Consider the following 24,989-nt stretch of genomic DNA (forward strand, 5'->3'; position numbering starts at 1 on the left):
GTCAGCCCGTTCGGGCCAGCTCCGGGGTGACCAGCACCCGCCCGCTCGGGTCGGCGACGAAGCCGGTGACGCCGCGGGTCGCCGAGCTGTCCACGGTGTGCACCAGCGGCACGCCGACGTCGCCGTCCGCCAGCAGCTGCGCCGCCCGGGCGAACACCTCCTGCCGCTGCGCCACGTCGGTGACGTCGACCAGGCCGTCGACCAGCGCGTCGAACTCCGGGGAGCAGTACCGGTTGAGGTTGTAGGTGCCCGCGCAGCCGTAGTCGCTGCGCAGCACCCCGGCCGCGTCGGGCAGGTCGGTGAGCAGGTTGCGCGAGAGCAGCAGCATGTCGTAGCGCCCGGCGAGCACCTCGGGCTCCTGCGCGGCGTAGTCGCCGATCTCGATCTCGGCGGTGATGCCGGCCTCGGCCAGCATCGCCTGGACGGCGGTGGCCAGCGTCGGGAGCTCGGGCCGGTTCGGGTAGGTCCACAGCCGCACGGTGAGCGGGGAGTCCGGCCCGAAGCCGGCCTGCGCGAGCAGCGCCGCGGCCGCGGCCGGGTCGGCCGCCGGGGCCGGGCCGTCGGCACCCCACGGCACCGCGGGGCCGAAGATCTCCGACGCGGGCAGCGCCGAACCGGCCAGCGCCTGCTCGCCGAGCGCGGTGCGGTCGACGGCCAGTGCGACGGCCCGCCGGACCGCCGCATCGGCGAACGGCGGCGCGGACTGGTTGAGGTACAGGCTCGCCGTACGGGGCGTCGGGACCGTCTGCACCTGCACGTCCGGGGCGGCCTGCAGCTCCAGCACGGCGGGCTCGGGCAGGCCGAGCACGATGTCGACGTCGCCGGCGCGGAAGGCCAGTGCCCGGGCGGAGGGGTCGGGCAGGTAGCGCGCGGTCACCGTCGCCACCTGGGCCCGCTCGCCCCAGTACTGCTCGAAGCGCTCCAGCGTGATGCCCTGCGCCGGGTCCGCCGCGGTGATCCGCAGCAGGCCGGTGCCGGTGCCGACGACCGTGGGCGGGCCGCCCGCGGAGTAGGCGGACGGGGCGAGGACCGCGGTGCCCGGGGCGCTCAGGCGCAGCGGCAGGATCGGGTCCGGCGCGGCGGTGCGCACCACCACGGCGTCGCCGTCGGCCGTGGTGGTGATCCCGGCGCCCGCGACGGCCCGCGGCGGCGCGGCGGCCCCGGTGACGTAGCCCAGCGCGTTCACGACGGCGTCGGCCGTCAGGGGTGTGCCGTCGTGGAAGACCACGCCGGGGCGCAGGGTGAAGCGCCAGGTGGTGGGGTCGGTCTGCGACCACTCGGTGGCCAGGCCCGGCTGCGGCTGCCGGTCGGCGTCCAGGCCCACGAGGGTCTCGGTGGCGCCGAGCTGGGTGAGCAGGAAGGCGTCGTCGGTGTCGATCGCGAGGCCCGAACGCGGCGGGAACGGCAGGCCGATGGTCACCGCGCCGTCGGGGACGGCGACGCCGCTCGACGCCGGCGCGGCGCCGCCGCACGCGGTGAGCAGGCAGGCCAGCAGGACCAGGGCGCAGGCCCGGGCTCGGATCGGGTGCACGCGGTGCCTGCCTCTCACGGGGAACGGGGTCGGCGGATTCTGTGGTCACCGCGCCGCCGAGGTCAACGCTTGTGATTATCCTCCTGCATCAGGTACCGAAGTGCTAATGCATGTATTCGGCAATGCGAATGAGTGGTGATCGTGGACGTGGCGCACCGCCGCTCCGGCTTCGGGTCGCTGCCCGCCGTCATGCGCCTGCTCGTGGCCACCCAGCTGGCCTTCAACGTGGGCTTCTACATGGTCGTGCCCTACCTCGCGGTGCACCTGGCGACCGATCTGGCGCTGGCCGGCGGGCTGGTGGGGCTGGTGCTGGGGCTGCGCACCTTCAGCCAGCAGGGCCTGTTCGTCGTCGGCGGCACCCTGGCCGACAGGTGGGGCGCGAAGCCGGTGATCCTGGCCGGGTGCGCGCTGCGCGTCGCGGGGTTCGGGCTGCTCGGCGTCGCGACCACGCTGCCCGGCGTGCTCGCCGGGGCCCTGCTGACGGGGTTCGCGGCCGCGCTGTTCTCCCCGGCCGTCGAGTCCGCGCTGGCCAGGGAGGCGGGCGAGCTGCCGGTCGGCGGGCCGACCCGGGCGGAGGTGTTCGCGATGTTCGCCGTCAGCGGGCAGGTCGGCACGGTGGTCGGGCCGCTGGTCGGGGCGGCCCTGCTGCTCGTCGACTTCGGCCTGGCCTGCGCCGTCGCCGCGGCGGCGTTCGTGCTGATCGGGCTGGCGCACCTGGCGTGGCTGCCGCGCCGCGCCGCCGCGCACGCCGGCGAGCCGGTGCTCGACGGATGGGCCGAGGTGCTGCGCAACCGCCGCTTCCTGGCCTTCGCCGCGGGCTACTCCGGCTACCTGCTCTGCTACAACCAGCTCTACCTGGCGCTGCCCGTCGAGCTGGAGCGCGGCACCGGCGGGCAGGCCGCGCTGGGCTGGCTGTTCGCGCTGGCCGCGGTGCTGGTGATCGGCGGGCAGGTGCCGACCACCCGCTGGGCGCGCCGCCGCCCGCCCGGGCAGCCGATCGTCCTGGGCTTCGGGCTGATGTCCGCCGCCGCCCTCCTCGTCGCGCTGGCGCTGCCCGCCGCCCCCGCCGGGGTGTGGCCCGCGGTCGGCTTCGTCGTCCTGCTCACCGCGGGGCAGATGCTGGCCGGGCCCATCGCCCAGGCGTTGGTGCCGGTGCTGGCCGCCGAGCGCAGGCTGGGGGCGTACTTCGGGGTGCTCGCCTCCGCGGGCGGCGTCGCGGTGCTGGTCGGCAGCACCGTCGTCGGCGCCCTGCTCGACCCCGCGACCGCCCCTCCGGTGGTGGCGTGGCTGGTGCTCGCCGCCGTGCCGATGGCCAGTGCGCTGGTGATCGGGCTGCTGGCCCGCCGCGGTGCGCTGAACGGGTGAGCGGGTTGCGCCTGACCGCCCGCTCTAGTCTCCCCGGGATGACGACCCTGCGCCGGGCACTGGTCCTGGCCGCGATCGCGATCCTCGCCGCCCTGCTGGCCGGCCTCGCCGTGCTCGACCCGTTCCACCTGCGGCACGCGCAGTGGTTCGTCGCCGCGACGGTGCTGGCGACGATCGTGCTGGTCACGCTCACGCTCGCCGTCGCCGTCCGGATCTATGCGCTCCGGGTGCTCGTGCTGGTCGTCGGCGGGATCGGGGCCGTCGGCTGGGCGGCGGTGGCCTACCTGACCATCGGCCTCGACGACGAGCGCGGCGCGGTCGCGGAGGTGGCGTCGGGGGACCGGCGGCTGGTGGTGCTGGAGGGCGAGCCGTTCACGATCGACACGGTGTTCCGGGTGGTGCTGCGGTCGGGCGCCGGGCCGTTCGAGCAGGAGTCGCCGGTGTGGCTGGGCGAGCCGGAGGGGGCGGCGCCGGACGAGGTGTCCTTCCGCGGCGCCGACGAGGTGGCGGTCCGCACCGGCGGCTGCGTGCTGGTCTCGCGGGTCGAGCCGGTGACGTTGCTGGTCGACCCCGTCCACCGGGGCACCGCCGGCTGCTGATCACAGCGGGCCGGTCACGGCTGGGCCTCCGCGATGCTGGTGGGCGGCACCAGCCCGGCGTCACCGGGCTGCAGGACGACCATCACGAACCGCACCGGCTCGTCCCCCCCGCCGGCGTAGCGGTGCGGGGCGTGGGCCTGGAACATCACGGTGTCGCCCGCGTCCAGCTCGTGGGCGGCGGTGCCGACCCGCAGGTCCAGGCGGCCCGACCGCACCGTCAGGACCTCCACGGTGCCCATCGGGTGCGCCTCGCCGTCGAACCCGTCGCCGGGCTGCAGCGTCCAGTCCCACAGCTCGACGACGTCGGGCGGGTCGGTGCCGATCCGGAACACCGCGCTGCTGCCCGCGGCGCTGCTCCACAGGGTGGCGGCCTCGGCGGCGCGGCGCACGACCACCCGCGGGGCGCCGTCGCCGTCGACCAGCGACGCGACGCCCACCCGCAGCGCCGCGGCCAGCGCGACCAGCGTGCCGATGCTCGGGTTCCCCCGCGCGGTCTCGATCTGGATCACCGTGCCGCGGCTGACGCCGGACGCGGCGGCGAGCGCGTCGATCGTCATGCGGCGCTGCTGCCGCAGCGCGCGGACGTTGCGGCCGACCGCGGCGGCGACGTCGTCGGGGGACTGCATGGCGAGCATTATGCAGTACTTCTTCGGACACTCTGATGTACTTTCGGGGCATGTCCGTGGCCTTCGCCCTGCCTGCCGCCGTCACCTACGGCATCGCCGACTTCGCCGGCGGCCTGGCGACCCGACGGGCGGGTGTCCTGGGCGTCACGGCGGGCGCGCAGCTGGTCGGCCTGGTCGCGCTGGTCCCGGCCGTGCTGCTGGTGCCGGGCGCGCCGACGGGTGCGGCGCTGGGGACCGGGGCGCTGGCGGGGATCGCCGGGGCGTCGGGCCTGCTGCTGTACTTCCGCGGCCTCGCCGTCGGGCCGATGGGCGTCGTCGCGCCGCTGTCGGCGGTGGTCGGGGCCGGGTTGCCGCTGCTGGTCGGGCTGGCGGGCGGGGAGCGGCTCGGCGCCGCGACCGTGGCCGGGCTGGCCACGGCCCTCGTCGCGATCGTGCTGGCGACGGCGGGCACCCGCGACGCGGTGGCCGTGCGCGGCGTGCTGCTCGGGCTGGGCGCCGGGGTGGGGTTCGGGCTGTTCTTCGTCGGCCTCGACGCCACGCCGCCCGGCTCGGGGCTGTGGCCGCTGCTGGCCGGTCGGGCGGTGTCGGTGGCACTGCTCGGGGCGCTGGTGGTGGGACTCGGGGCCGGAACGGGAGGGACTCGCGGGGCGTGGGGGCTGGTCGTGCTCAGCGGGCTGTTCGACTCGGCCGCCAACGTCCTGTTCCTGCTGGCCACCCGCACCGGCGACCTGGGCGTCAGTGCGGTGCTGGTGTCGCTCTACCCGGTCGTGGTGGTGCTGCTCGCCCGGATCGTGCTGCACGAGCGGCTGACCCGGGCGCAGCTGGCCTCCGCCGGCCTCGCGCTGACGGCGAGCGCGCTGCTGTCACTGGGCGCGCCATGAGGGCAGCCAGAGCTGGGCGTCCCACATCTCCTGCGTGATCGGCACGCCGTTCATGATCGGCCAGAGCCACGCGAAGTTGGCGACGACCAGCCCCACCCACAGCCCGACCAGCAGCACCCCGGTCTGGCGGCGCTCGCGCGGGGCGTCGGCGCGGCCGAGGATCTCGCCCATCACGAGCACCGTGCCCAGCACCAGGAACGGGACCACCGGGGCCATGTAGAAGAAGTACATCTGGCGGTCGATGTTGACGAACCACGGCAGGATGCCCGCGCCGTAGCCGACGAGGACCGCGGCGTAGCGCCAGTCGTGCCGGGTGGCGACGCGCCAGACCGCGAGCCCCAGCACCGCGAACGCGGGCCACCACAGCGCCGGGGTGCCGAGGAGCATGACGGCGCTGACGCAGTCGCCGGTGCCGCAGCCGCCGACCTGCTCGCCGGAGGCGAAGTAGTAGAGCATCGGGCGCAGCCCCATCGGCCACGTCCACGGCTTGGACTCCCACGGGTGCTCGCCGCTCACCGCGGTGGTGAGCCCGGCGTGGAACTCCAGCACCTGGCTGCTGTAGTAGGCGAGCGCGCGCAGCGGGGCGGGCAGGAAGCCCGGGCCGCCCTCGGCGTAGCGGTCGATCGCGGTCTCGCTGCCGAACCACGCCCACCAGCCCGACAGGTAGGCGAGCACCGGCACCACGGCCAGCGCCCACAGCGCGGGGCCCAGGTCGCGCACCACCGTGCCCCGCCACGGGTGCCGCACGCCCGCGGAGCGCCGGGCCGTGAGGTCCCAGACCACGGCCAGGACGGCGAACGCGGCCAGCCAGTACAGCCCCGACCACTTCACCGCGCAGCCCAGCCCGAGCAGCACCCCGGTGGCCAGGCGCCACCAGCGCCAGCCCAGCCGCGGGCCGTACGGGGTGTCGTCGATCCGCCCCTGGGCGACGGCGAGCGCCATCCGCTCGCGCACGTCGTCGCGGTCACGGACCAGGGTGGCGAACGCGGCGAGGACGAACAGCGCCGCGAACGAGTCGAGCATGCCCATCCGCGACTGCACGTGCGACAGGCCGTCGCCGATCAGCAGCACGCCCGCGACCGCGCCGAGCAGCGTCGAGCGGGTGAGCCGCCGCGCCACCCGCACGATCAGCAGGACGGCCAGCACGCCGGAGAACGCCGACGCCGCGCGCCAGCCGAACCCGTCGTAGCCGAAGGCCAGCTCGCCCAGCGCGATGAGCTGCTTGCCCAGCGGCGGGTGCACGATCAGCTCGAAGCCCGGGTTGTCCTCGACGCCGCCGTTGCGCAGCATCTGCCAGGCCTGCGGCACGTAGTGCTTCTCGTCGAAGACCGGCGTGCCGCCGTCGGTGACCCGCCCGAGGTCGTGGAACCGGACCACCAGCGCCACCAGCGCCAGCCCGATCGCGACCACCCAGCCGCGCAGCCGGTCGGTGGGCGGCGGGGCACCGAGGAGCGCGGGCGTCAGCGGGGGCGCGGGCGTCAGCGGCGGTTCGGGGCCGAGGGGGACGCTGCCCGGCGTCGGCGTCCGGTCCTCGACCGGCACCGTCGCCACGCGGGTCCGCGCGGCGAGGGAGCGGTCGGTCACCGGCCCGATGGTAGGCCGCTCGTAGGGTGGGTCACATGCCGACCGACGCCGAACCACCCGGGATGCTGGTCGTGGCGGCCACTCCGCTCGGTGACGCGCGCGACGCGTCGGCGCGGCTGCGGGAGGCGATCGCCGGTGCCGACGTCGTCGCCGCCGAGGACACGCGCCGCTTCCGGTCGCTCGCCGCGGCGCTCGGCGTCGCCGTCGGCGGGAAGGTGATCAGCCACTACGACGCCGTCGAGACCTCCCGCCTGCCCGGCCTGCTCGACGACGTGCGCGCCGGGCGCACCGTGCTGCTCGTGTCCGACGCCGGGATGCCCGCGGTGTCCGACCCCGGCTACCGGCTCGTCGCGGCGGCCGCCGACGAGGGGCTGCCGGTCACCTGCCTGCCGGGGCCCTCGGCCGTCACGACCGCGCTGGTGCTCTCCGGGCTGCCGGTGGAGCGGTTCTGCTTCGAGGGCTTCGCGCCGCGCCGGGGCGGGGAGCGCACGCGCTGGCTGACGACGCTGCTCGCCGAGCCCCGCGCCGTGGTGTTCTTCGAGTCGCCGCACCGCCTGGCCGACACCCTCGCCGCCGCCGTCGACGTGCTGGGCCCCGACCGCCGCGCCGCGGTCTGCCGGGAGCTGACCAAGAAGCACGAGGAGGTGCTGCGCGGCCCGCTCGCGGAGCTGGCGGCGTGGGCGCGGGAGGGGCCGGTGCGCGGGGAGATCACGGTGGTGCTGGCCGGCGCCGCCCCGTCGGCCGCGCCGACGGTGGAGTCGCTGGTCGACGCGGTGGCCGAGCGGGTGGCCGACGGCGAGCGGCTCAAGGACGCCGTCGCCGCCGTGGCCGTGGCGGCCGGGGTGGCCAAACGCGACCTGTACGAAGCGGCACTGGCCGCCCGCACCTGACCCCCGCCCCCCCGCCCCCCCCGGGTTGCAGTGGGGTGGCTTCACTCCAACCCGGTTGCAGTAGAGCCACCCCACTGCAACCGGGGCGCGGGCGGGCCGGGGGGGGCGTGTCGGTCAGGTGCCCGCGGTCGGGGCCACGGCCGGGCGACGGGCGGGGGACAGCACCCGGCGGGCCACCGGCTCCACCACGCGGGCGGCGACCGGGCCGATCACCGCCATCAGCAGGACGTAGGTGGTGGCCAGGGCGGCGAGCCGGTCGTCGACGGCGGCGTAGCTCACCGCCAGCCCGGCGATGACGATGGAGAACTCGCCACGCGCGACGAGCGCGGCTCCGGCCCGGGCGCGGCCGAGCGGGCCGATGCCCTGCCGCCGGGCGGCCCACCAGCCCGTCGCGATCTTGGTGACGGTGGTGGAGACGGCGAGCACGACGGCCCAGCCGAGCATGGCGGGGATCGTGGAGGGGTCGGTGTTGAGCCCGAACACGACGAAGAACACCGCGGCGAACAGGTCGCGCAGCGGTTCGAGCAGCTTCGTGGCGTTCTCCGCGGTGGACCCGGAGATCGCGATGCCGAGCAGGAACGCCCCCACCGCGGCCGAGACCTGCATGGCCTGGGCGAACCCGGCGACGAGCAGCGCGAGCCCGAGCACCTTGAGCAGGAAGACCTCGCGGTCCGGGGAGTCGACGAGCGCGGAGACGTAGCGGCCGTAGCGCAGCGCCACCAGCAGCACGACGGCCAGCACCGCCACCGAGACCCCGACGGCGGTGAGCCCGCCGACCAGCGACACCCCGATCAGCACCGCGGTGAGGATCGGCAGGTAGACGGCCATGACGAGGTCCTCGAACACGAGGATCGACAGCACGACCGGGGTCTCGCGGTTGCCCAGGCGGCCCAGGTCGCCGAGCACCTTGGCGATGATCCCGGACGAGGAGATGTAGGTGACGCCGCCGAGCACCAGCGCCCCGACCGGCCCCCACCCCAGCACCAGTGCCACGGCGACGCCCGGTGCGGCGTTGAGCACGATGTCGAGCAGCCCGGCCGTCCAGGACCGCTTCAGCCCGGTGACGAGCTCGGCCGCGGAGTACTCCAGCCCGAGCAGCAGGAGCAGCAGCACGACGCCGACCTCACCGGCCAGGGTCGTGAACTCCTCGATGCCGCCGAGCGGGACGATCCCGCCGTTGCCGAAGGCGAGGCCGCCGACCAGGTAGAGCGGGATCGGCGAGAGCCCGATCCGGCCGGCGAGGCGGCCCAGCAGCCCGAGCACGAAGAAGACGGCGCCGAGCTCCAGCAGGTGCAGGGCCGATTCCTCCACGGGTCAGCCCTTCTTCAGGATCGCGACGGCGTCGTCGAGCCCTTCCGTCGTGCCGACGGTGACCATCAGGTCGCCGGCGGTCAGGGTGAAGTCCGGCCCGGGGGACGGATGGACCTGGCCCGCGCGCATCACCGCGACGACGGACACCCCGGTGCGCGTGCGTAGGGCGGTGTCGCCCAGCGTGCGCCCGTCGAACGGCGGCCCGACCGGGATCTGCCGGGTGTGGATCCCCGGCAGCTCGGCGTGCTCCTCGCGCAGCTGCGCGACGAGCTGGGGCGCGCCCAGGAGGTTGGCCAGCGCGGCGGCCTCGTCCGCGGACAGCCCGATCTCGGCGAGGCAGGCGTCCGGGTCGTCCTCGTGGGAGACGATCAGCTCGATCTTGCCGTCGCGGTGCGTCACCACGCCGACGCGCCGCCCACCGCGCAGCGCGAAGTCCTTGCGTACCCCGATCCCCGGGAGCGGGGTCACCTCGACGTTCACGGCGCCCACGATAACCGCCGTACACTGCGCGACATGCGCGTCGTCATGTTGGAGGCCCCGCAGGCGCTGCTCGACGAGCGCCGCCGGCTGGGCCTCGACGGCCGCGACGAGATGTGGGACGGAGTGCTGCACGTGGTCCCACCGGCCGGAGGACCGCACCAGGGTCTGAGCAGTGAGTTCTTCGGGATGATGTTCGGTGTGGCGAAGGCCCGCGGGCTGGTGCCCCGGATGGAGACCGGCCTGTTCCGCACCGCCGACGACTATCGCGTGCCCGACCAGCTCTACTGCCGCCCCGAGCACCTCAGCGACCGCGGCGCCGAGGGTGCCGAGCTCGTCGTGGAGGTCCGCTCCGAGGACGACGAGACCTACCGCAAGCTGCCGTTCTTCGCCGCCCTGGGCGTCCGCGAGGTGCTGGTGCTGCACCCGACGCCGCGCCGGGCCGAGCTGTACCGCCTGGTCGAGGACCGGTTGCTGCCCGTCCAGGCCGACGCGGCCGGGGAGCTGGCCTCCGACGTCCTCGGTGTGCGGGTCCGGGCCGTGCCCGACGCCCTGCGGCTGACCTGGGACGGCGGGTCCGCCGACGTGTGACACCGTGCGCCGCACGGTTGGGCGGCGGTGGATCACGGGTAGAGGTGTTCATGACGTCACCCCACGTCCTGGTCCTGTTCGGCGCGTCCGGCGACCTGGCGAAGCGCAAGCTGTTCCCCGGCCTGTTCCGCCTGCACTGCTCGGGCCTGCTCCCCGACGTCCGGATCATCGGCACCGGGCGCCACTCCCCGGGCTCCGACGAGGAGTTCCGCGCGTCCGTCGAGCCCGAGGACGCGGGCGAGGGATGGGCGGAGTTCGCCGAGGGCGTCCGGTTCGTCGTCTCCTCCGCGGACGACGGCGACGAGCTCGCGGCCGCCGTCGAGCAGGCGGAGAAGGAGCTCGGCGGCGGCGACGTGCGGCGGCTGCTCTACCTCTCGGTGCCCCCGTCGGCGATGGAACCGATGATCGCCATGCTCGACGCGACCGGCCTCGCGCAGCGCGCGCACCTGGTGCTGGAGAAGCCGTTCGGCAGCGACCTGGACTCGGCGCGCTCGCTCAACCGGGCCGTCCTGGGCACCTTCGCCGAGGACGACGTCTTCCGCATCGACCACTTCCTGGGCAAGGAGTCGGTGCAGAACATCCTCGCGCTGCGCTTCGGCAACGGGCTGATGGAGCCGGTCTGGAACGCCCGGCACGTGGCCTACGTCCAGATCGACGTGCCCGAGGAGATCGGGATCGAGGGCCGGGCGTCGTTCATGGAGTCCACCGGCACGTTCCGCGACATGATCTCCACGCACCTGTTCCAGCTGCTGGGGTTCGTTGCGCTGGAGCCCCCGCCCGCCCTCGACGCCGGCGCGCTGCACGAGCGCAAGGCCGAGGTGTTCGGCGCGGTCCGGCCGCTGGACCCGGAGCGGGTCGTGTTCGGGCAGTACGCGGGCTACCGCGACGAGGACGGCGTCGACGACGACTCGCGCGTCGAGACGTTCGTGGCGATCGAGGCGTTCGTCGACAACCCGCGGTGGGAGGGCGTGCCGTTCCTGCTGCGCACCGGCAAGTGCCTGGGCGCGACCCGGCGGACGATCACGCTCGGATTCCGCGAGCCGCCGCTGGCGATGTTCGCGGGGGAGACCGGCGGCGCCCCGAACGAGCTGGTGCTGGAGCTGACCGACTCCCCGCGCATCTCCCTCGACATCCGCACCAAGACCCCGGGCCCGGACCTCGCACTCGAGCCGCACACCCTCTCGGTGCGCTTCGGCGGGGAGGACTCGCTCGAGGCCTACGAGAAGCTGCTGCTCGACGCGATGGCCGGTGACCACACGCTGTTCACCAGCACCCGCGAGGTCGAGCGGCTGTGGGAGCTGTGCGATCCGGTGCTGGCCGACCCGCCCACCGCCCAGGTCTACGAGCCCGGGTCCTGGGGGCCGCAGGAGGCGCTCGACCTGGCCGGGGAGCGCGGCTGGCGGCTGCCGGGATGACCGACCTCCCGATCGCCGAGCACGGGCTGGTCGGCGACCTGCGCTCGGCCGCGCTGGTGGGCACCGACGGCACCGTCGACTGGTTCTGCCCCGGCCGCTTCGACGCGCCCAGCGTGTTCGCCGCCGTCCTCGACACCGAGCGCGGTGGGCACTGGACGATGGCCCCGACCTGCGAGGTCGCCTCGCGCACCCAGTTCTACTACCCGGACTCCGCGGTGCTGGTCACCCGCTTCCTCACCGAGCACGGGATCGTCGAGTGCCAGGACTTCATGCCGGTCGGCGACGGGCCGCAGCAGCTGGTGCGGCGGGTGCGCAACGTCCGCGGCGAGGTCGTGATGCGCACCGCCGTCGCGCCGCGTCCCGGGTACGGGCGCGAACGGGCCGTGGCGAAGGACGTGCCCGGCGGCGTCCTGTTCACCTCCGACGACCTGGTGCTCACGCTCGGCGCGTCGGTCGACCTGACGGCGGGCGACGCCGACGCGTCCGGGGAGTTCCGGCTCGCGGCGGGGGAGGGCGCGCTGTTCGTGCTGACCGTCGGGGACCCGGCGGACGAGGTGCCCGACGACCTCACGCCGTCCGGCGTCGACGGGCTGTTCGCCGCCACCCTGGAGTTCTGGCGCGACTGGCTCGCGACCTCGACCTACACCGGGCGCTGGCGCGAGATGGTGCACCGCTCGGCGATCACGCTGAAGCTGCTCACCCACGAGCCGACCGGCGCGATCGTCGCCGCGCCCACGATGGGCCTGCCCGAGGAGATCGGCGGCGAGCGCAACTGGGACTACCGCTACGTCTGGCTGCGCGACGCCGCGTTCTCGCTGTACGCGTTGCTGCGCATGGGGTTCACCCGCGAGGCGGACGCGTTCGTCGGCTGGCTGACCGACCGCTTCACCGAGCCCCGCGACGGCGAACGCGGCCCGCTGCGCGTGCTGTACACCATCGACGGCGACCCGCCGCCCGCCGAGACCGGGCTCGACCACCTGGACGGCTACCGCGGCTCCGCACCGGTGCTGGCCGGCAACGGGGCGGGCGACCAGCTCCAGCTCGACGTCTACGGCGAGATCATCGACTCGATCTACCTCTACGACAAGTACGGCGCCGGGATCTCCCACGACGACTGGGAGAACCTGTGCACGGTGATCGACTGGCTGCGGGAGCACTGGGACCAGCCCGACGAGGGCATCTGGGAGACCCGCGGCGGGCGCGGCGACCACGTCCACTCGCGGCTGATGTGCTGGGTCGCGCTGGAGCGCATGATCCGCATGGCGCGCCGCCGCGGCCTGCCCGGCGACCTCACCGGCTGGACCACCACCCGCGACGCGATCTACCACCAGATCATGGACCGCGGCTGGGACGCCGAGCGCGCCACCTTCGTGCAGCGCTACGGCGCCGCGACCCTCGACGCATCGGTGCTGCTCATGCCGATGGTCAAGTTCGTGGCCCCGACCGAGCCCCGGTTCGCCTCGACGCTGCGCGCGATCGAGGAGGAGCTCGTCGTCGACACGCTGGTGTTCCGCTACGACGCCCCGGACGGCATCGACGGCGACGAGGGCACGTTCTCGATGTGCTCGTTCTGGTACGTCGAGGCGCTCACCCGGGCCGGTCGGCTGCCGGAGGCGCGGGTGGCGCTGGAGAAGATGTTCACCTACGCCAACCACCTCGGGCTCTACGCCGAGGAGATCGGCCTGACCGGCGACCAGCTCGGCAACTTCCCCCAGGCGTTCACGCACCTGTCGCTGATCAGCGCGGCGATCAACCTGGACCGGGCGCTGGGCTGAGTCACCCCGACCGCCGCGCCCGGTAGGCCGCGGCGGCGACCCGGTTGCCGCAGGCGGTGCTGCAGAAGCGGCGCGAGCGGTTGCGGGAGAGGTCGACCACGACCCCCTCGCAGGTGTCGTCGGCGCAGACCGCCAGCCGCCCCAGCTCGTCGGCGCGGATGACGTCGACCATCGCCATCGCGGTCTCCACCGCGATCCGGTCGGCCAGCGGAGCGGCGGCGTCGGTGGCGTGCAGGTGGTAGTCCCAGCCGTCGTGGCGGACCAGCTGCGGGCGGGCGTCGCGCTCGGCCAGCGTGCGGTTGACCAGCCGCACCGCGGTGTCGCGGTCGGCGGTGAGCAGCTCGCGCAGGGGGCCGCGCAGGGCCCGGACGGCCGCGAGCTCGGCGGCGTCGCGGGCGTGCGCGCCGGTGTAGCGGAACTCGGTGTAGAACGCGTCGAGTTCCGCGACGGTCGTCAACGTGTCGGGCTCCAGCGCGGAGTTCGCGAGGACCGCAGCGGCCTGCAACGCCATGTCCGTATCATGGGTGAAGACCACGTTGACACCTTACGGCACGACACCTAGCGTCATGACCCATGACGACGTTGGCACATGACGATCCCGTGCGGCTCACCTCGGGGCTCGGGCTGGCCGTGGTGTCGGCGGCGTCGTTCGGGCTGTCCGGGCCGCTGGCGCGCGGGCTGCTGGACGCGGGCTGGTCGGCGGCCGCGGCGGTGGCCGTCCGGGTGCTGCTCGCGGCGCTGGTGCTGGTGCCGGTCGCGCTGCGCCTGCTGCGCGGCCGGTGGTCGGTGGTCCGCCGCCACGCCGGGCTGGTCGTCTCCTTCGGGCTGCTCGCCGTCGCGGGCTGCCAGCTCGCGTACTTCAACGCCGTGGCGCACATGGAGGTCGGGGTCGCGCTGCTCATCGAGTACACGGCGCCGGTGGCGGTGGTGCTGTGGCTCTGGCTGCGGCAGGGGCAGCGGCCGGGCCGGTTGACGGCGCTGGGCGCCGTGCTCGGGGCCGCCGGTCTCGTCCTGGTGCTCGACGTGCTGTCCGGGGCCGACGTCAGCGTCGTCGGGGTCCTGTGGGCGCTGGGGGCGATGCTGGGCGCGGCGTCCTACTTCGTGCTCTCCGCCCGCGAGGCGGAGGGCCTGCCCGCGGTCGTGCTGGCCGCGGGCGGGCTGCTGGTCGGCGGCGTCGCGCTGCTCGTCGCCGGGGCGCTGGGGATCCTGCCGTTCGCGGTGTCGGCGGCACCGGTGGCGTTCAGCGGGTTCGCGCTGCCGTGGTGGGCGCCGGTGCTCGCGCTCGGCCTCGTCACCGCCGCGCTCGCCTACGTCACCGGCATCGCGGCCACCCGCAGGCTCGGCTCGCGGCTGGCGTCGTTCGTCGCGCTGGGGGAGGTGCTCGCCGCGCTGCTGTTCGCCTGGGTGCTGCTGGCGCAGGCCCCGTCGGGGATCCAGCTGCTCGGCGGCGCGCTGATCCTGGGCGGGGTCGTGGTGGTGCGGGCGGGGGAGCCGCGGGCCGTCGCGGTGCCCGCCGGTCCGGCGTGACGCGTCAGGCCCGGGCGCGGGAGCGCCAGAGCAGCCACACGAAGTACGGCGTGCCGATCACCGCGGTGAGCAGGCCCGCCGGCAGCTGGGCCGGGGCGATGACCGCCCGGCCCAGCAGGTCGGCCAGGCACACCAGCACCGCGCCCAGCAGCATCGCCACCGGCACGACGCGAGTGTGCCGCGAGCCGACCAGCGCGCGGGCGGCGTGCGGGGCGACCAGGCCGACGAACGAGATCACCCCGACCGCGGCCACGGCGGCGGCGGTGAGCAGCGCGGCCACCGTCAGCAGCGCCAGACGGGTGCGGCCCAGCGCGATGCCCAGCACGCGCGGGGTGTCGTCGTCGAGCGCCATCAGGTCGAGCTCCGCGCGCGCCCGGGCCAGCAGCACGGTGGCCAGTACGAGCGCGACCAGCACCGGGACGAGATGGACGAACGTCCGCCCGTAGGTGGAGCCGGACAGCCAGGTCAGCGCCTTGGTCTCGTTGAACGGGTCGGTCTGCACGATGAGCACGGTGATCAGTGACAGCGTCCCGTAGGAGACCCCGACGCCGATGAGCACGAGCCGGTCCGAGGCCAGCCCGCCGCGGGCGGCGAGGCCGAACACCAGCGCGCACGCGGCCAGCGCCCCGGCCGCGGTGACCCCGGCCAGCGCCCAGGTGCCGACGGTGGGCACCAGCGTGATCGCCGCGACGGCGGCCAGCCCGGCCCCGCCGCTGACGCCGAGCAGCCCCGGGTCGGCCAGCGGGTTGCGGCACACCGCCTGGACCGCCGTGCCGGCCAGCGCCAGCGCCGCCCCGGCCAGCAGCGCCGCGAGCACCCGCGGCACCCGGGTGTCCAGCACGAACGTCGTGACCCGCCCGCCGCGCCCGGCCAGCCAGTTGAGCACGTCGCCGCCGAGCAGGGTGGCGTCGCCGAGCAGCAGCGCCCCGGCCGCGACACCGGCGGTGAGCAGCACCAGGACCACCACGACGACGGTGAACGTGCGCCGGTCGCGCAGCCGCGCCGACCGCGCGGACGGCGCGTGGCGGACCGGACCGGAGTCACGGAACCGCTGGGCCAGCAGCACCAGCACGACCGCGCCGAACACCGTGGTGACGACGCCGGTGGGCACCTCCACGCCGGCCTGCCCGCCGAGCGCGGCGCGCACCACGACGTCGGCGCCGAGCACGACCGCGACCCCGGCCAGCGCCGAGAACGGCACCAGCACCCGGTGCCGGTGCAGCCCGGGCACCAGTGGGGCCAGGATCCGCACGACCGCGGGCGCGCACAGCCCGACGAAGCCGACGGGCCCCGCCACGGTGACCGCCGCGGCCGAGAGCAGCGCCGCCAGCACCACGGCCGCCACGCGCGTGCGGCGTACCGGCACGCCGAGCACCTGGGCGGTGTCGTCGCCCAGGCCCAGCACGTCGAGGCGGCGTCCCAGCAGGACCAGCACCGCGATGCCCAGTGCCACCACGGGTGCGGCCTGCCCGACCGCCGACAGCCCGGTCTGGGCCAGCGACCCGCTGCCCCACGCGTAGAGCCCAGCGGTCTCCTGCGCGAACAGCAGCAGCAGGACGGTGGTCAGGGCGTAGAGCGCGAGCGAGACCGCCGACCCGGCCAGCACCAGGCGGGTCGGCGCCGAGCCGCCGCCCGCGGAGAGCGCGAGCACCAGCCCGGCCGCGGCCAGGCCCCCGGCGAAGGCCAGCAGCCCGGAGGCGTAGAACGGCAGGCTCAGCCCGACCGCGGCCACCGCCACCACCGCCAGGTGCGCGCCGGCGTTGACCCCGAGGGTGTCCGGGGCGGCCAGCGAGTTGCGCGCGATCGACTGCAGCGCCGCCCCCGCCGCACCCAGCGCCGCCCCGACGACGAGCCCGGCGAGTAGCCGCGGCAGCCGCGACGCGACCACCACGGCCGCGGCCTGGTCGGTGCCGCCGCCGGTGAGCAGCGCCCACAGGTCGGCGGCGTCCACCGCGGCCGTGCCCTGCGTGAGGTGCACGGCCGCGATCAGCACGACCAGGGCGGTGCCCGCGACGGCGGCTCCGGTGACCCGCAGCGGCCGGGCCGGCGCCGGGGCCGCCTGCGCGGGAGCGCTGGGGGCGAGCGTCACGTCAGCCGGTCACCGCGGCGACCACGGCGTCGACGTAGGCCTGCATCGAGGCGGGCCCGCCGAACATCCAGATGCCGTCGGGCAGCCGGGTGACGTTGCCCGCCCGGACGAACGGCAGCGACTCCCACACGGCGTTCCCGGTGAGGGTCTCGGTGATCGGGTCCGGGGTGACGGCGGCGTTGTCGTAGTAGAGGTACTCCACGTCGCCCAGAGCGGTCAGGCCCTCGACGTCGGTGGAGGCCAGGCCGTAGTCCGGGTCGCCCTCGATCGTCCAGGCGCTGGGCAGCCCGAGCTCGGCGGCCACCGCCCCGGCCAGGGAGCCGCCGGTGAACGGGCGGATGGAGAGCTGCCCGCCGTCGACGTAGGCGTCGGAGAACGCCATCGGCCGGCCCTCCAGCCCGGCGGCGCTGATCGCCGCGGCCCCCTCGGCGAGCTTCGCGTCGAAGTCGGCCAGCAGGGTCGCCGCGGCGTCCTGGGTGCCGGTGGCCTGCGCGACCAGGTCGACGTTGGCGCGCATCCGCCCGATCGGGTCGGTGGCGTCGGCGGAGCGGACGAGCAGCACCGGCGCGACCGTCTCCAGCTGCGCGACCGCCGCCTCGGGCAGGTCGGTGGTGGCGACGACGAGGTCCGGGTCGAGCGCGGCGATCGACTCGACGCTGGGCTCCCCGCGCACCCCGACGTCGGTGACCTCGCCGGTCAGCGGCGCGGACTGCACCCAGTTGCCGTACCCCTCGACGTCGGCCACGCCGACCGGCATCACGCCGAGGGAGACCAGGTGCTCGACGACGTTCCACTCCAGGCCGACCGTGCGCTCGGCGGGGCCGTCGAGCACGACCTGCTGCCCGCGGGCGTCGGTCAGCGTGATCTGCTCACCGGTGGGGGCGGCGGCGTCGGGGGTCGCGGCCGGTTCGGTGGTGCCGCACGCGGCCAGCGCCAGCACGGTGGCCGCGAGCAGCGGCAGGGACCAGTTCCGAGTGGTGCGTCTCATCGCATCGCCTTTCGTTCCGTGTGCCGGCCGATCGGCCGGGTGCGCAGGGCCCCGGTGACGGGGTCGTGGTCGATCTCCACGCGGATGCCGTAGGCGGCCGACAGGAGCTCGGTGGTCAGGACGTCCGCGGGGGCCCCGACGGCCCGCACGCGGCCCTCGGCGAGCAGGGCGATCTCGTTCGCGACGGCCGCGGCCTGGTCGAGGTCGTGCAGGACGACCCCGACCGCCACGCCGTCGTCGTCGGCGAGGTCGCGCAGCAGGTCCAGGATCTCGACCTGGTAGCGCAGGTCGAGGTGGTTGGTGGGCTCGTCGAGCAGCAGCACGCCGGTGTCCTGGGTCAGGCACCCGGCCAGCCAGACGCGCTGCAGCTGGCCGCCGGACAGCTCGTCGACCGGGCGCTCGGCGAGGTCGAGCACACGGGTCATGGTCATGGCGCGCTCGACCACGGCCCGGCCGTCCGGGTCGGCGCCGCGCCACCGTCCGCGGTAGGGATGGCGGCCGAACCCGACGACGTCGCGCACCGACAGCCCGGTGGGCACCGGGCGGCTCTGGGCCAGCAGGGTGACCCGGCGGGCGAAGTCGCGGCGGGTCAGCGCGAGCGCGTCGGTGCCTGCGCCGAGCGTGACGGCCCCCGCGGCCGGGTGGTGCAACCGGGCCAGCGCGCGCAGCAGCGTCGACTTGCCGCTGCCGTTGGGCCCGACCAGGGCGCAGACCCGGCCGGGGGTGATCTCCACGTCGGCGCCGTGCACGACCGGGACGCCGTGGTAACCCAGATGGAGGCCGAGGCCCTGCAGTCCGGAACGGTCGGTGAGCACGGCTCAGGATAGGCACACCTCAGTGCAGGTGACGAGACCCTCTCCTGTGACGAGGTCCGGCCGGGTCGGCCGCACGGAACCGCGTTGCCGCCCGGGCCTAGGCTTCCCACATGAGTTCCCACGTGCTGACCGCCGTGGCCTGGCCCTACGCCAACGGCCCGCGGCACATCGGTCACGTCAGCGGTTTCGGCGTGCCCTCCGACGTCTTCTCGCGCTACCGGCGGATGGTCGGCGACGACGTGCTGATGGTCAGCGGCACCGACGAGCACGGCACCCCGATCCAGGTGCAGGCCGACGCCGAGGGGCTAACCCCCCGCCAGCTCGCCGACAAGTACAACCGCGTGATCGTCGAGGACCTGCACGGCCTGGGCCTGTCCTACGACCTGTTCACGCGCACCACGACGTCGAACCACTACGAGGTCGTCCAGCAGCTGTTCCTCGCGCTGCACCGCAACGGCTACGTCTTCACCCGGAAGGCGATGGGCGCGATCAGCCCGTCGACGGGGCGGACGCTGCCCGACCGCTACGTCGAGGGCACCTGCCCGATCTGCGGCTACGAGCACGCGCGCGGCGACCAGTGCGACAACTGCGGCAACCAGCTCGACCCGGCCGACCTGAAGAACCCGCGGTCGAAGATCAACGGCGAGACGCCGCTGTTCGTCGAGACCGAGCACTTCTTCCTCGACCTGCCCGCGTTCGCCGAGTCGCTGGGGTCGTGGCTGTCCACGCGCACCGACTGGCGCCCCAACGTGCTGAAGTTCTCGGCCAACCTGGCCGCCGACCTCAAGCCGCGCGCCATCACCCGCGACCTGGACTGGGGCGTCCCGATCCCGCTCGACGGCTGGCGCGACCAGCCCATGAAGCGGCTCTACGTCTGGTTCGACGCGGTGATCGGCTACCTGTCCGCGTCGGTGGAGTGGGCCCGGCGCGGCCCGGACCCCGACGCCTGGAAGAAGTGGTGGACCGACCCGGCGGCCCAGGCCTACTACTTCATGGGCAAGGACAACATCGTCTTCCACTCCGTCATCTGGCCCGCGCTGCTGCTGGGCCAGAACGGCGCGGGCGACAAGGGCGGCACGCCGGGCGCGTTCGGCACGCTGAACCTGCCCGACGAGATCGTGTCCTCGGAGTTCCTGACGATGAGCGGCTCGAAGTTCTCGACCAGCCGCGGCACGGTCATCTACGTGACCGACTTCCTGCGTGACTTCGGCCCCGACGCGCTGCGCTACTTCATCTCCGTGGCCGGCCCGGAGAACCAGGACACCGACTTCACCTGGGACGAGTTCGTCCGCCGCACCAACTTCGAGCTGGCCAACGAGTGGGGCAACCTCGTCAACCGCTCGATCTCGATGGCGCACAAGAACGTGGGTGCGATCCCCAAGCCCACGGCGCCCACCGATGCCGACGCCGAGCTGCTCGCCGCGTCGCGGGCCGGGTTCGACACCGTCGGTGCGCTGCTGGCCCGCAACCGGTTCAAGCAGGCCTCCGGCGAGGCGATGCGGATCGTCACGCTCGCCAACCGCTACCTGTCCGACCAGGAGCCGTGGAAGCGCAAGGACGACCCCGACCGGCGCGACACGATCCTGCACACCGCGCTGCAGGTCGTGCAGGACGCCAACACCCTGCTCACCCCGTTCCTGCCGCACGCCGCGCAGCAGGTGCACGAGGCGCTGGGCGGCTCCGGGGTGTGGGCGGCGCAGCCGTCCGTGGAGATCGTGCCCGAGCTCGGGGAGGGCCCCGAGTACCCCGTGCTCACCGGCGACTACGCGGGGGAGCAGGCCACCTGGGCGAGCACCCCGATCGAGGTGGGCCGGCCCCTGGAGAAGCCGACGCCGATCTTCACCAAGCTCGACCCGAAGCTGGGCGAGACGGGCCCGGAGTGGGCCCCGATCGCGCCGTGAGCCCCTCGCCTGCCGGGGTGGGGCGGTGAGCGGGCACGGGCGGCGGGCCGCACCGGACCCGCCCGAGCCCCTGGGCGTCCCCACTGTCGACGCGCACACCCATCTCGACGCCTGCGGCTGCACCGACGCCGCTTCCGTCCGGGCGGCGATGGACCGGGCCGCGGCGGTCAACGTCACGCGGGCCGTCACCATCGCCGACGACCTGGACGGGGCCCGGTTCGCCGTGCGTGCCGCGCACTGGGACGACCGCGTGCACGCCGCCGTCGCCCTGCACCCGACGCGCACCGCCGCCGTCACCGACGCGGACCGCGCCGAGATCGAGGCGCTCGCGCGCGACCCCCGCGTCGTCGCGGTGGGGGAGACCGGCCTGGACCACCACTGGGAGTACTCCCCGCACGAGGCCCAGGAGCGCGAGTTCCGGTGGCACATCGACCTCGCCAAGCGGCTGGGCAAGCCGCTGATGATCCACGACCGCGACGCCCACGCCGACGTGCTGCGCGTGCTCCGCGAGGAGGGGGCACCGGGGACGGTGGTGTTCCACTGCTTCTCCGGCGACGCGGCGATGGCGCGCGAGTGCGTCGACGCCGGGTACGTGCTGTCCTTCGCCGGGCCGGTCACGTTCCGGAACGCGCGCGACCTGCAGGAGGCCGCGGTGCTGGTGCCCGAGGACTCCTTCCTCGTCGAGACCGACGCGCCGTTCCTGACCCCGCACCCGCACCGCGGCCGCGCCAACGAGCCCTACTGCCTGCCCTGGACGGTGCGCGCCGTCGCGTCGCTGCGCGGGGTGGACGCCGACGCCGTCGCCGACGCGGCCCGCCGCAACGCCGAGCGGGTGTTCGGCATCGGCGACACGCGCCGGGCGTCGGAATCCGTCCGCTGAGCTGTCATCCGTCGCGTCGGACGGCACGCCCGGCGTAGGGGATGCACGTTCGGCGTAGGAGGAGGGCCGCTCGGCGCTCACGGTGTGTCGCGACACGACCCGCGCACTCACCGCCCGTTACGGTTCCGTGATCGCTCAGCCGGGGTGGGAACGCTCCCCAGCACAGCGGTCGCGGTGGTCCGGGGCGCTCCCCCAGCACGATGCCCCTGGGCCACCGCGACCGGTGGTCCCTCCCACGCCCGGGTCCGTCGAGGTCAGGATCGGTGTTGGTCGACGTCTCCGCGCGCGCGCGTCGCCGTGCCGCTCTCGCCCGGGTGGGCGAGTTCGTGCCCTCGGATCCGGTACGGGTCGGCGATCCCGGCTCGCCGCCGCTGGACGACGCCCGCTGGTTCGGCACCGCCGAGGACTTCCCGGCCCCCTCGGCCGTCCCCGCCGCCGAGCGGTGGCCCGCCGAGCCCGCCTTCGGCCGCCCGGAGCGCATGCGCCGGCTCGGCATCCCCGAGGTCGAGAGCCTGCCGCCGACCGGTCCGGTCGCCCTGGTCGAGCGGGAGTGGGCCGAGCCGGAGTGGGACGCCGAGGACGCGACCGGTGCCATCCCGCGCGTCCCGGCCACCGACCCGCCGTCGGACGACCTGTTCTCCGACGACCACACCGGCCCGCTGCGCGTCGCCGTACCGCCGGCCGTCGATGACGACGACGAGCCGCACACCGAGCGGTTCGCCGCGATCGCGCCCGAGCCCGCCCCCGCTCCCGTCCCCGTGCCCGCCCCCCGCCGGGCGCGGGCCGCGGGTCTCGGCGTCCGGGCCACCGTGCTCGCGGTCCTGATCGCCCTCGTCGGCGGCGGGGCGGGCGCGCTGGCGATGGACAAGGCCGTCGTGCTCTCCGTCGACGGTCAGGAGCGCACGCTGCACACCTTCGCGGGCGACGTCGCCGGGGCGCTGGCCGCCGCGGGGCTGCGCCCCGGCCCGCAGGACCGCGTGCAGCCCGCGCCGGCCACCGACGTCGCCGACGGTGACTACATCATCGTCAACCGCGCCCGTCCGCTCACGCTCGTCGAGGGCGGGCAGGAGCGCCAGGTGTGGACCACCGCGGCGTCGGTGCAGGACGCGCTGTCCGACCTCGGGATGTCCGTCACGCCCATCCAGATGTCGATGTCCCCGGACGCCGCGATCCCGCTCGGCGGGCTCGCGCTCGAGCTGAGCGTGCCCCGCGGGGTCACGCTCGCCGACGGAGCGAACCCCCAGGTGGCGCTGTCCACGACGGCGGGCACCGTGGCCGGGCTGCTCGCCGAGCAGGGCGTCACGCTGGGGCCCGACGACGTCGCGGTCCCCAGCCCCGACACCGTCCTCGCCGAGGGCACCGCGGTGCAGATCGTCCGCAACGGCGAGGGCGAGGTCATCGAGACCCGCGAGATCGCGCCGCCCGAGGAGATCGTCGAGGACCCGGAGATGCCGCGCGGCGAGCGCGAGGTCGTCGACCCGGGCCGCCCCGGCGAGCGCACCGCGGTCGTGCGGATCTACGTGCAGAACGGCCAGGAGGTGCGCCGCGAGCAGGTGCGCGCCGGGTCGACCACGCCGCCGTCGCCGCGGATCGTGAAGGTCGGCACCAACGACGACGTGCCGCAGCCCCCGGCGGCGCCTGCGGTCACCGACGCCGTGTGGGACCGGCTCGCCCAGTGCGAGGCCACCGGCAACTGGGCGATCAACACCGGCAACGGCTACTACGGCGGGCTGCAGTTCAACCGGCAGACCTGGAACGCCTACGGCGGCGACCAGTACGCCGACCTGCCCCACCAGGCCAGCCGCGAGGAGCAGATCGCGGTGGCCACCCGGCTCCGCGACGACCGCGGCGGCTACGGGGCCTGGCCCGCCTGCTCCCGCAAGCTCGGCCTTCCCCGATGATCGACGGGTGACCGACCCTTCCGCCCGGCTGCTCGGACCCGCGGAGGTACGCGCCCTGGCCCACGAGCTGGGGCTGCGGCCCACCAAGAAGCTCGGGCAGAACTTCGTGCACGACCCCAACACGGTGCGCCGCATCGTGCGGGCCGCGGAGCTCGCGCCCGACGACGTCGTGGTGGAGGTCGGTCCCGGGCTCGGGTCGCTGACGCTGGCCCTGCTGCCCGCCGTGGCCGCCGTGCACGCCGTCGAGATCGACCCGGTGCTCGCCGCGCGGCTGCCCGTCACGGTCGCCGACCGCGCCCCCGCGCTGGCCGACCGGCTCACCGTCGTCGGCGCCGACGCCCTGCGGGTCGCCGCCGCGCAGCTCCCGGGCGCCACCGCGCTGGTCGCGAACCTGCCCTACAACGTCGGGGTGCCCGTCGTGCTGCACCTCCTCGCCGAGCTGCCCGCGCTGCGGCGCGGGCTGGTGATGGTGCAGGCCGAGGTGGCCGAGCGGCTGGCCGCCGCGCCGGGCAGCCGGGCCTACGGGGTGCCGAGCGCGAAACTGGCCTGGTACGCCGCGGCCCGGCGGGTGGGCCCGGTGCCGCGCGCGGTGTTCTGGCCGGTGCCCGGCGTCGACTCCGGGCTGCTGGCCTTCGACCGCCGCGACCCCCCACCCGGCGACCGTGACGCCGTGTTCGCCCTGGTCGACGCCGCGTTCGCCCAGCGCCGCAAGGCGTTGCGCAGCGGGCTGGCCGGCTGGGCGGGGTCGCCCGCGGCGGCCGAGGAGGCGTTGCGCCGGGCCGGGATCGACCCGATGACCCGCGCCGAGCGGCTCGGCATCGACGACTTCGCCCGCCTGGCCGCCGCGCGGTAGGACGGGCACGACGGGCCGGCGCGGGACGCACGTAGGGTTGTCCGGTGCCCCCCGCCGCCCCGCCCTCGGTCACCGTGCGGGTCCCTGCCAAGATCAACCTGCATCTGGCCGTGGGCCAGCTGCGCGCCGACGGCTTCCACGACCTGGTCACGGTCTTCCACGCGGTGAGCCTGTTCGACGAGGTGACCGTGGCCCACGGCGACGGGCCGGGCATCGAGGTGTTCGGCGAGGGCGTCACCGAGGTGCCCGCCGACGAGACGAACCTGGCCTGGCGCGCGGTGCAGCGCCTCGCCGAGCAGGCCGGGCACGAACCCGACGTCCGGCTGGTGCTGCGCAAGGGCATCCCGGTGGCCGGGGGCATGGCCGGGGGCAGCGCCGACGCCGCGGCCGCGCTGGTCGGGCTCTCCGCGCTCTGGAAGCTCGACCTCACCCGCGACGAGCTCGCCCCGATCGCCGCCGAGCTGGGCAGCGACGTCACCTTCGCGCTCTACGGCGGCACGGCGCTGGGCACCGGGCGCGGCGAGCGGATCGTGCCGGTGCTGTCGCGGCACCCGCAGCACTGGGTGATCGCGCTGCACCGCGGCGGGTTGTCGACGCCGAAGGTGTTCGGCGAGCTCGACCGCCTCCGGGCGGGTGCCGACCCCGTCGACCGCCCGGTCGAGCCGGTGCTGGAGGCCATCGCCGGGGGCGACCCGCGGCAGCTCGCGCTGTCGCTGGGCAACGACCTGCAGGCCGCGGCCGTCAGCATGGTCCCCGACCTGCGGCGCACGCTGCGTGCGGGCGTCGACGCCGGCGCGCTGGCCGGGGTCGTCTCCGGCTCCGGGCCCACGTGCGCGTTCCTGTGCTCCGGCGCCGACGCCGCGATGGACGTCGCCACCGAGCTGGCCGGGCTCGGCGTGTGCCGCACGGTGCGCGTCGCGCACGGGCCGGTGCCGGGGGCCAAGATCATCGAGAACGCAGAGTGATCGACAACCAGGAAGCGGCGGGACG

General features: G+C 75.2%; 22 protein-coding genes. 13 read left to right on the forward strand and 9 right to left on the reverse strand.

Annotated elements, in window-relative coordinates:
• Position 1: 1 nt before the first annotated feature.
• On the reverse strand, positions 2–1,531 hold the full coding sequence (locus PHY01_RS14090; protein WP_246085891.1) for an ABC transporter substrate-binding protein: 1,530 nt from the start codon (positions 1,529–1,531) through the stop codon (positions 2–4).
• Positions 1,532–1,672: 141 nt separating this feature from the next.
• On the opposite strand from PHY01_RS14090, the gene PHY01_RS14095 reads away from it, so the two are divergent.
• A complete protein-coding gene (locus PHY01_RS14095) occupies positions 1,673–2,896 on the forward strand; it encodes an MFS transporter (RefSeq protein ID WP_246085892.1) in 1,224 nt (407 codons plus the stop codon).
• 38 nt (positions 2,897–2,934) lie between these two features.
• Positions 2,935–3,495, forward strand: coding sequence for a hypothetical protein (locus PHY01_RS14100; protein ID WP_141279104.1), 561 nt, complete (start codon positions 2,935–2,937; stop codon positions 3,493–3,495).
• A 14-nt stretch (positions 3,496–3,509) separates the two neighbouring features.
• Here PHY01_RS14100 and PHY01_RS14105 read toward each other — a convergent pair whose 3' ends face one another.
• Positions 3,510–4,121, reverse strand: a complete 612-nt coding sequence (locus PHY01_RS14105) for a helix-turn-helix domain-containing protein (RefSeq protein ID WP_141279105.1) — start codon at positions 4,119–4,121, stop codon at positions 3,510–3,512.
• A 50-nt stretch (positions 4,122–4,171) separates the two neighbouring features.
• On the opposite strand from PHY01_RS14105, the gene PHY01_RS14110 reads away from it, so the two are divergent.
• On the forward strand, positions 4,172–5,002 hold the full coding sequence (locus PHY01_RS14110) for an EamA family transporter (RefSeq protein WP_141279106.1): 831 nt from the start codon (positions 4,172–4,174) through the stop codon (positions 5,000–5,002).
• Here the strand turns inward: PHY01_RS14110 and PHY01_RS14115 are convergent.
• Positions 4,985–6,544: a dolichyl-phosphate-mannose--protein mannosyltransferase gene (locus PHY01_RS14115; protein WP_170183816.1), complete on the reverse strand. Its 1,560-nt coding sequence runs from the start codon at positions 6,542–6,544 to the stop codon at positions 4,985–4,987. The two genes, PHY01_RS14110 and PHY01_RS14115, sit on opposite strands and share 18 nt — an antisense overlap.
• A gap of 77 nt (positions 6,545–6,621) precedes the next feature.
• Here PHY01_RS14115 and rsmI point away from each other — a divergent pair, with 77 nt between their 5' ends.
• Positions 6,622–7,476 (forward strand): 16S rRNA (cytidine(1402)-2'-O)-methyltransferase, encoded by an 855-nt coding sequence (gene rsmI / locus PHY01_RS14120; protein WP_141279107.1) that lies wholly within the window; start codon positions 6,622–6,624, stop codon positions 7,474–7,476.
• A 114-nt stretch (positions 7,477–7,590) separates the two neighbouring features.
• On the opposite strand, the gene PHY01_RS14125 is transcribed toward rsmI, so the two are convergent.
• Both PHY01_RS14125 and PHY01_RS14130 read right to left on the reverse strand, forming a co-directional pair.
• The gene (locus PHY01_RS14125) at positions 7,591–8,787 is read right to left on the reverse strand and encodes a cation:proton antiporter (RefSeq protein WP_141279108.1); all 1,197 of its coding nucleotides are present in this window, start codon (positions 8,785–8,787) and stop codon (positions 7,591–7,593) included.
• Positions 8,788–8,790: 3 nt separating this feature from the next.
• A complete protein-coding gene (locus PHY01_RS14130) occupies positions 8,791–9,267 on the reverse strand; it encodes a cation:proton antiporter regulatory subunit (protein WP_141279109.1) in 477 nt (158 codons plus the stop codon).
• 33 nt (positions 9,268–9,300) lie between these two features.
• On the opposite strand from PHY01_RS14130, the gene PHY01_RS14135 reads away from it, so the two are divergent.
• The 3 genes from PHY01_RS14135 to PHY01_RS14145 are packed head-to-tail and all read left to right on the forward strand — an operon-like array spanning position 9,301 to position 13,045.
• Entirely contained in the window at positions 9,301–9,855 is a 555-nt protein-coding gene (locus PHY01_RS14135; RefSeq protein WP_141279110.1) for a Uma2 family endonuclease, read from the forward strand.
• A gap of 50 nt (positions 9,856–9,905) precedes the next feature.
• Positions 9,906–11,270 carry a glucose-6-phosphate dehydrogenase gene (gene zwf / locus PHY01_RS14140; protein ID WP_141279111.1) on the forward strand — a complete coding sequence of 455 codons (1,365 nt, stop codon included), beginning with the start codon at positions 9,906–9,908 and terminating at the stop codon, positions 11,268–11,270.
• Positions 11,267–13,045: a glycoside hydrolase family 15 protein gene (locus tag PHY01_RS14145; RefSeq protein WP_141279112.1), complete on the forward strand. Its 1,779-nt coding sequence runs from the start codon at positions 11,267–11,269 to the stop codon at positions 13,043–13,045. The genes zwf and PHY01_RS14145 overlap by 4 nt, the downstream gene beginning before the upstream one ends.
• Before the next feature lies 1 nt (position 13,046).
• Here the strand turns inward: PHY01_RS14145 and PHY01_RS14150 are convergent, their stop codons facing one another.
• Complete coding sequence (locus PHY01_RS14150; protein ID WP_246085893.1) at positions 13,047–13,556, reverse strand: CGNR zinc finger domain-containing protein; 510 nt, start codon at positions 13,554–13,556, stop codon at positions 13,047–13,049.
• Between the two features lie 62 nt (positions 13,557–13,618).
• On the opposite strand from PHY01_RS14150, the gene PHY01_RS14155 reads away from it, so the two are divergent.
• Positions 13,619–14,572 (forward strand): EamA family transporter, encoded by a 954-nt coding sequence (locus tag PHY01_RS14155; RefSeq protein WP_141279114.1) that lies wholly within the window; start codon positions 13,619–13,621, stop codon positions 14,570–14,572.
• Positions 14,573–14,576: 4 nt separating this feature from the next.
• Here the strand turns inward: PHY01_RS14155 and PHY01_RS14160 are convergent, their stop codons facing one another.
• Genes PHY01_RS14160 through PHY01_RS14170 form a run of 3 tightly spaced genes read right to left on the reverse strand, consistent with a single transcriptional unit; the run spans position 14,577 to position 18,464 of the window.
• Positions 14,577–16,661: an iron ABC transporter permease gene (locus PHY01_RS14160; RefSeq protein ID WP_141279115.1), complete on the reverse strand. Its 2,085-nt coding sequence runs from the start codon at positions 16,659–16,661 to the stop codon at positions 14,577–14,579.
• A 1-nt stretch (position 16,662) separates the two neighbouring features.
• The gene (locus PHY01_RS14165; RefSeq protein ID WP_141279116.1) at positions 16,663–17,649 is read right to left on the reverse strand and encodes an iron-siderophore ABC transporter substrate-binding protein; all 987 of its coding nucleotides are present in this window, start codon (positions 17,647–17,649) and stop codon (positions 16,663–16,665) included.
• Positions 17,646–18,464, reverse strand: coding sequence for an ABC transporter ATP-binding protein (locus PHY01_RS14170; RefSeq protein WP_246085894.1), 819 nt, complete (start codon positions 18,462–18,464; stop codon positions 17,646–17,648). Before PHY01_RS14170 ends, PHY01_RS14165 begins: the two co-directional genes overlap by 4 nt.
• A 110-nt stretch (positions 18,465–18,574) precedes the next feature.
• Here PHY01_RS14170 and metG point away from each other — a divergent pair, with 110 nt between their 5' ends.
• From metG to PHY01_RS14195, 5 genes are all read left to right on the forward strand, one after another.
• Positions 18,575–20,365 carry a methionine--tRNA ligase gene (gene metG / locus PHY01_RS14175; RefSeq protein WP_141279117.1) on the forward strand — a complete coding sequence of 597 codons (1,791 nt, stop codon included), beginning with the start codon at positions 18,575–18,577 and terminating at the stop codon, positions 20,363–20,365.
• A 25-nt stretch (positions 20,366–20,390) separates the two neighbouring features.
• Complete coding sequence (locus PHY01_RS14180) at positions 20,391–21,245, forward strand: TatD family hydrolase (RefSeq protein WP_141279118.1); 855 nt, start codon at positions 20,391–20,393, stop codon at positions 21,243–21,245.
• Between the two features lie 263 nt (positions 21,246–21,508).
• Entirely contained in the window at positions 21,509–23,146 is a 1,638-nt protein-coding gene (locus PHY01_RS27955; protein WP_141279119.1) for a resuscitation-promoting factor, read from the forward strand.
• 7 nt (positions 23,147–23,153) lie between these two features.
• Complete coding sequence (gene rsmA / locus PHY01_RS14190; protein ID WP_141279120.1) at positions 23,154–23,999, forward strand: 16S rRNA (adenine(1518)-N(6)/adenine(1519)-N(6))-dimethyltransferase RsmA; 846 nt, start codon at positions 23,154–23,156, stop codon at positions 23,997–23,999.
• 44 nt (positions 24,000–24,043) lie between these two features.
• Positions 24,044–24,964: a 4-(cytidine 5'-diphospho)-2-C-methyl-D-erythritol kinase gene (locus tag PHY01_RS14195; protein WP_141279121.1), complete on the forward strand. Its 921-nt coding sequence runs from the start codon at positions 24,044–24,046 to the stop codon at positions 24,962–24,964.
• Positions 24,965–24,989 lie beyond the last annotated feature (25 nt).

Origin of the sequence: Pseudonocardia hydrocarbonoxydans, assembly GCF_006539565.1 — a bacterium.
In the GTDB taxonomy this organism is placed as follows: domain Bacteria; phylum Actinomycetota; class Actinomycetes; order Mycobacteriales; family Pseudonocardiaceae; genus Pseudonocardia; species Pseudonocardia hydrocarbonoxydans.

What these genes read in the sequence shown, in the direction of transcription:
- PHY01_RS14105 (WP_141279105.1), bottom strand. Translation starts at nt 4,121, where the DNA reads ATGCAGTCCCCCGACGACGTCGCCGCCGCGGTCGGCCGCAACGTCCGC.
- PHY01_RS14145 (WP_141279112.1), top strand. Translation starts at nt 11,267, where the DNA reads ATGACCGACCTCCCGATCGCCGAGCACGGGCTGGTCGGCGACCTGCGC.
- metG (WP_141279117.1), top strand. Translation starts at nt 18,575, where the DNA reads ATGAGTTCCCACGTGCTGACCGCCGTGGCCTGGCCCTACGCCAACGGC.
- PHY01_RS14150 (WP_246085893.1), bottom strand. Translation starts at nt 13,556, where the DNA reads ATGGCGTTGCAGGCCGCTGCGGTCCTCGCGAACTCCGCGCTGGAGCCC.
- PHY01_RS14110 (WP_141279106.1), top strand. Translation starts at nt 4,172, where the DNA reads ATGTCCGTGGCCTTCGCCCTGCCTGCCGCCGTCACCTACGGCATCGCC.
- PHY01_RS14155 (WP_141279114.1), top strand. Translation starts at nt 13,619, where the DNA reads ATGACGACGTTGGCACATGACGATCCCGTGCGGCTCACCTCGGGGCTC.
- rsmI (WP_141279107.1), top strand. Translation starts at nt 6,622, where the DNA reads ATGCCGACCGACGCCGAACCACCCGGGATGCTGGTCGTGGCGGCCACT.
- PHY01_RS14100 (WP_141279104.1), top strand. Translation starts at nt 2,935, where the DNA reads ATGACGACCCTGCGCCGGGCACTGGTCCTGGCCGCGATCGCGATCCTC.
- PHY01_RS14165 (WP_141279116.1), bottom strand. Translation starts at nt 17,649, where the DNA reads ATGAGACGCACCACTCGGAACTGGTCCCTGCCGCTGCTCGCGGCCACC.
- zwf (WP_141279111.1), top strand. Translation starts at nt 9,906, where the DNA reads ATGACGTCACCCCACGTCCTGGTCCTGTTCGGCGCGTCCGGCGACCTG.
- PHY01_RS14135 (WP_141279110.1), top strand. Translation starts at nt 9,301, where the DNA reads ATGCGCGTCGTCATGTTGGAGGCCCCGCAGGCGCTGCTCGACGAGCGC.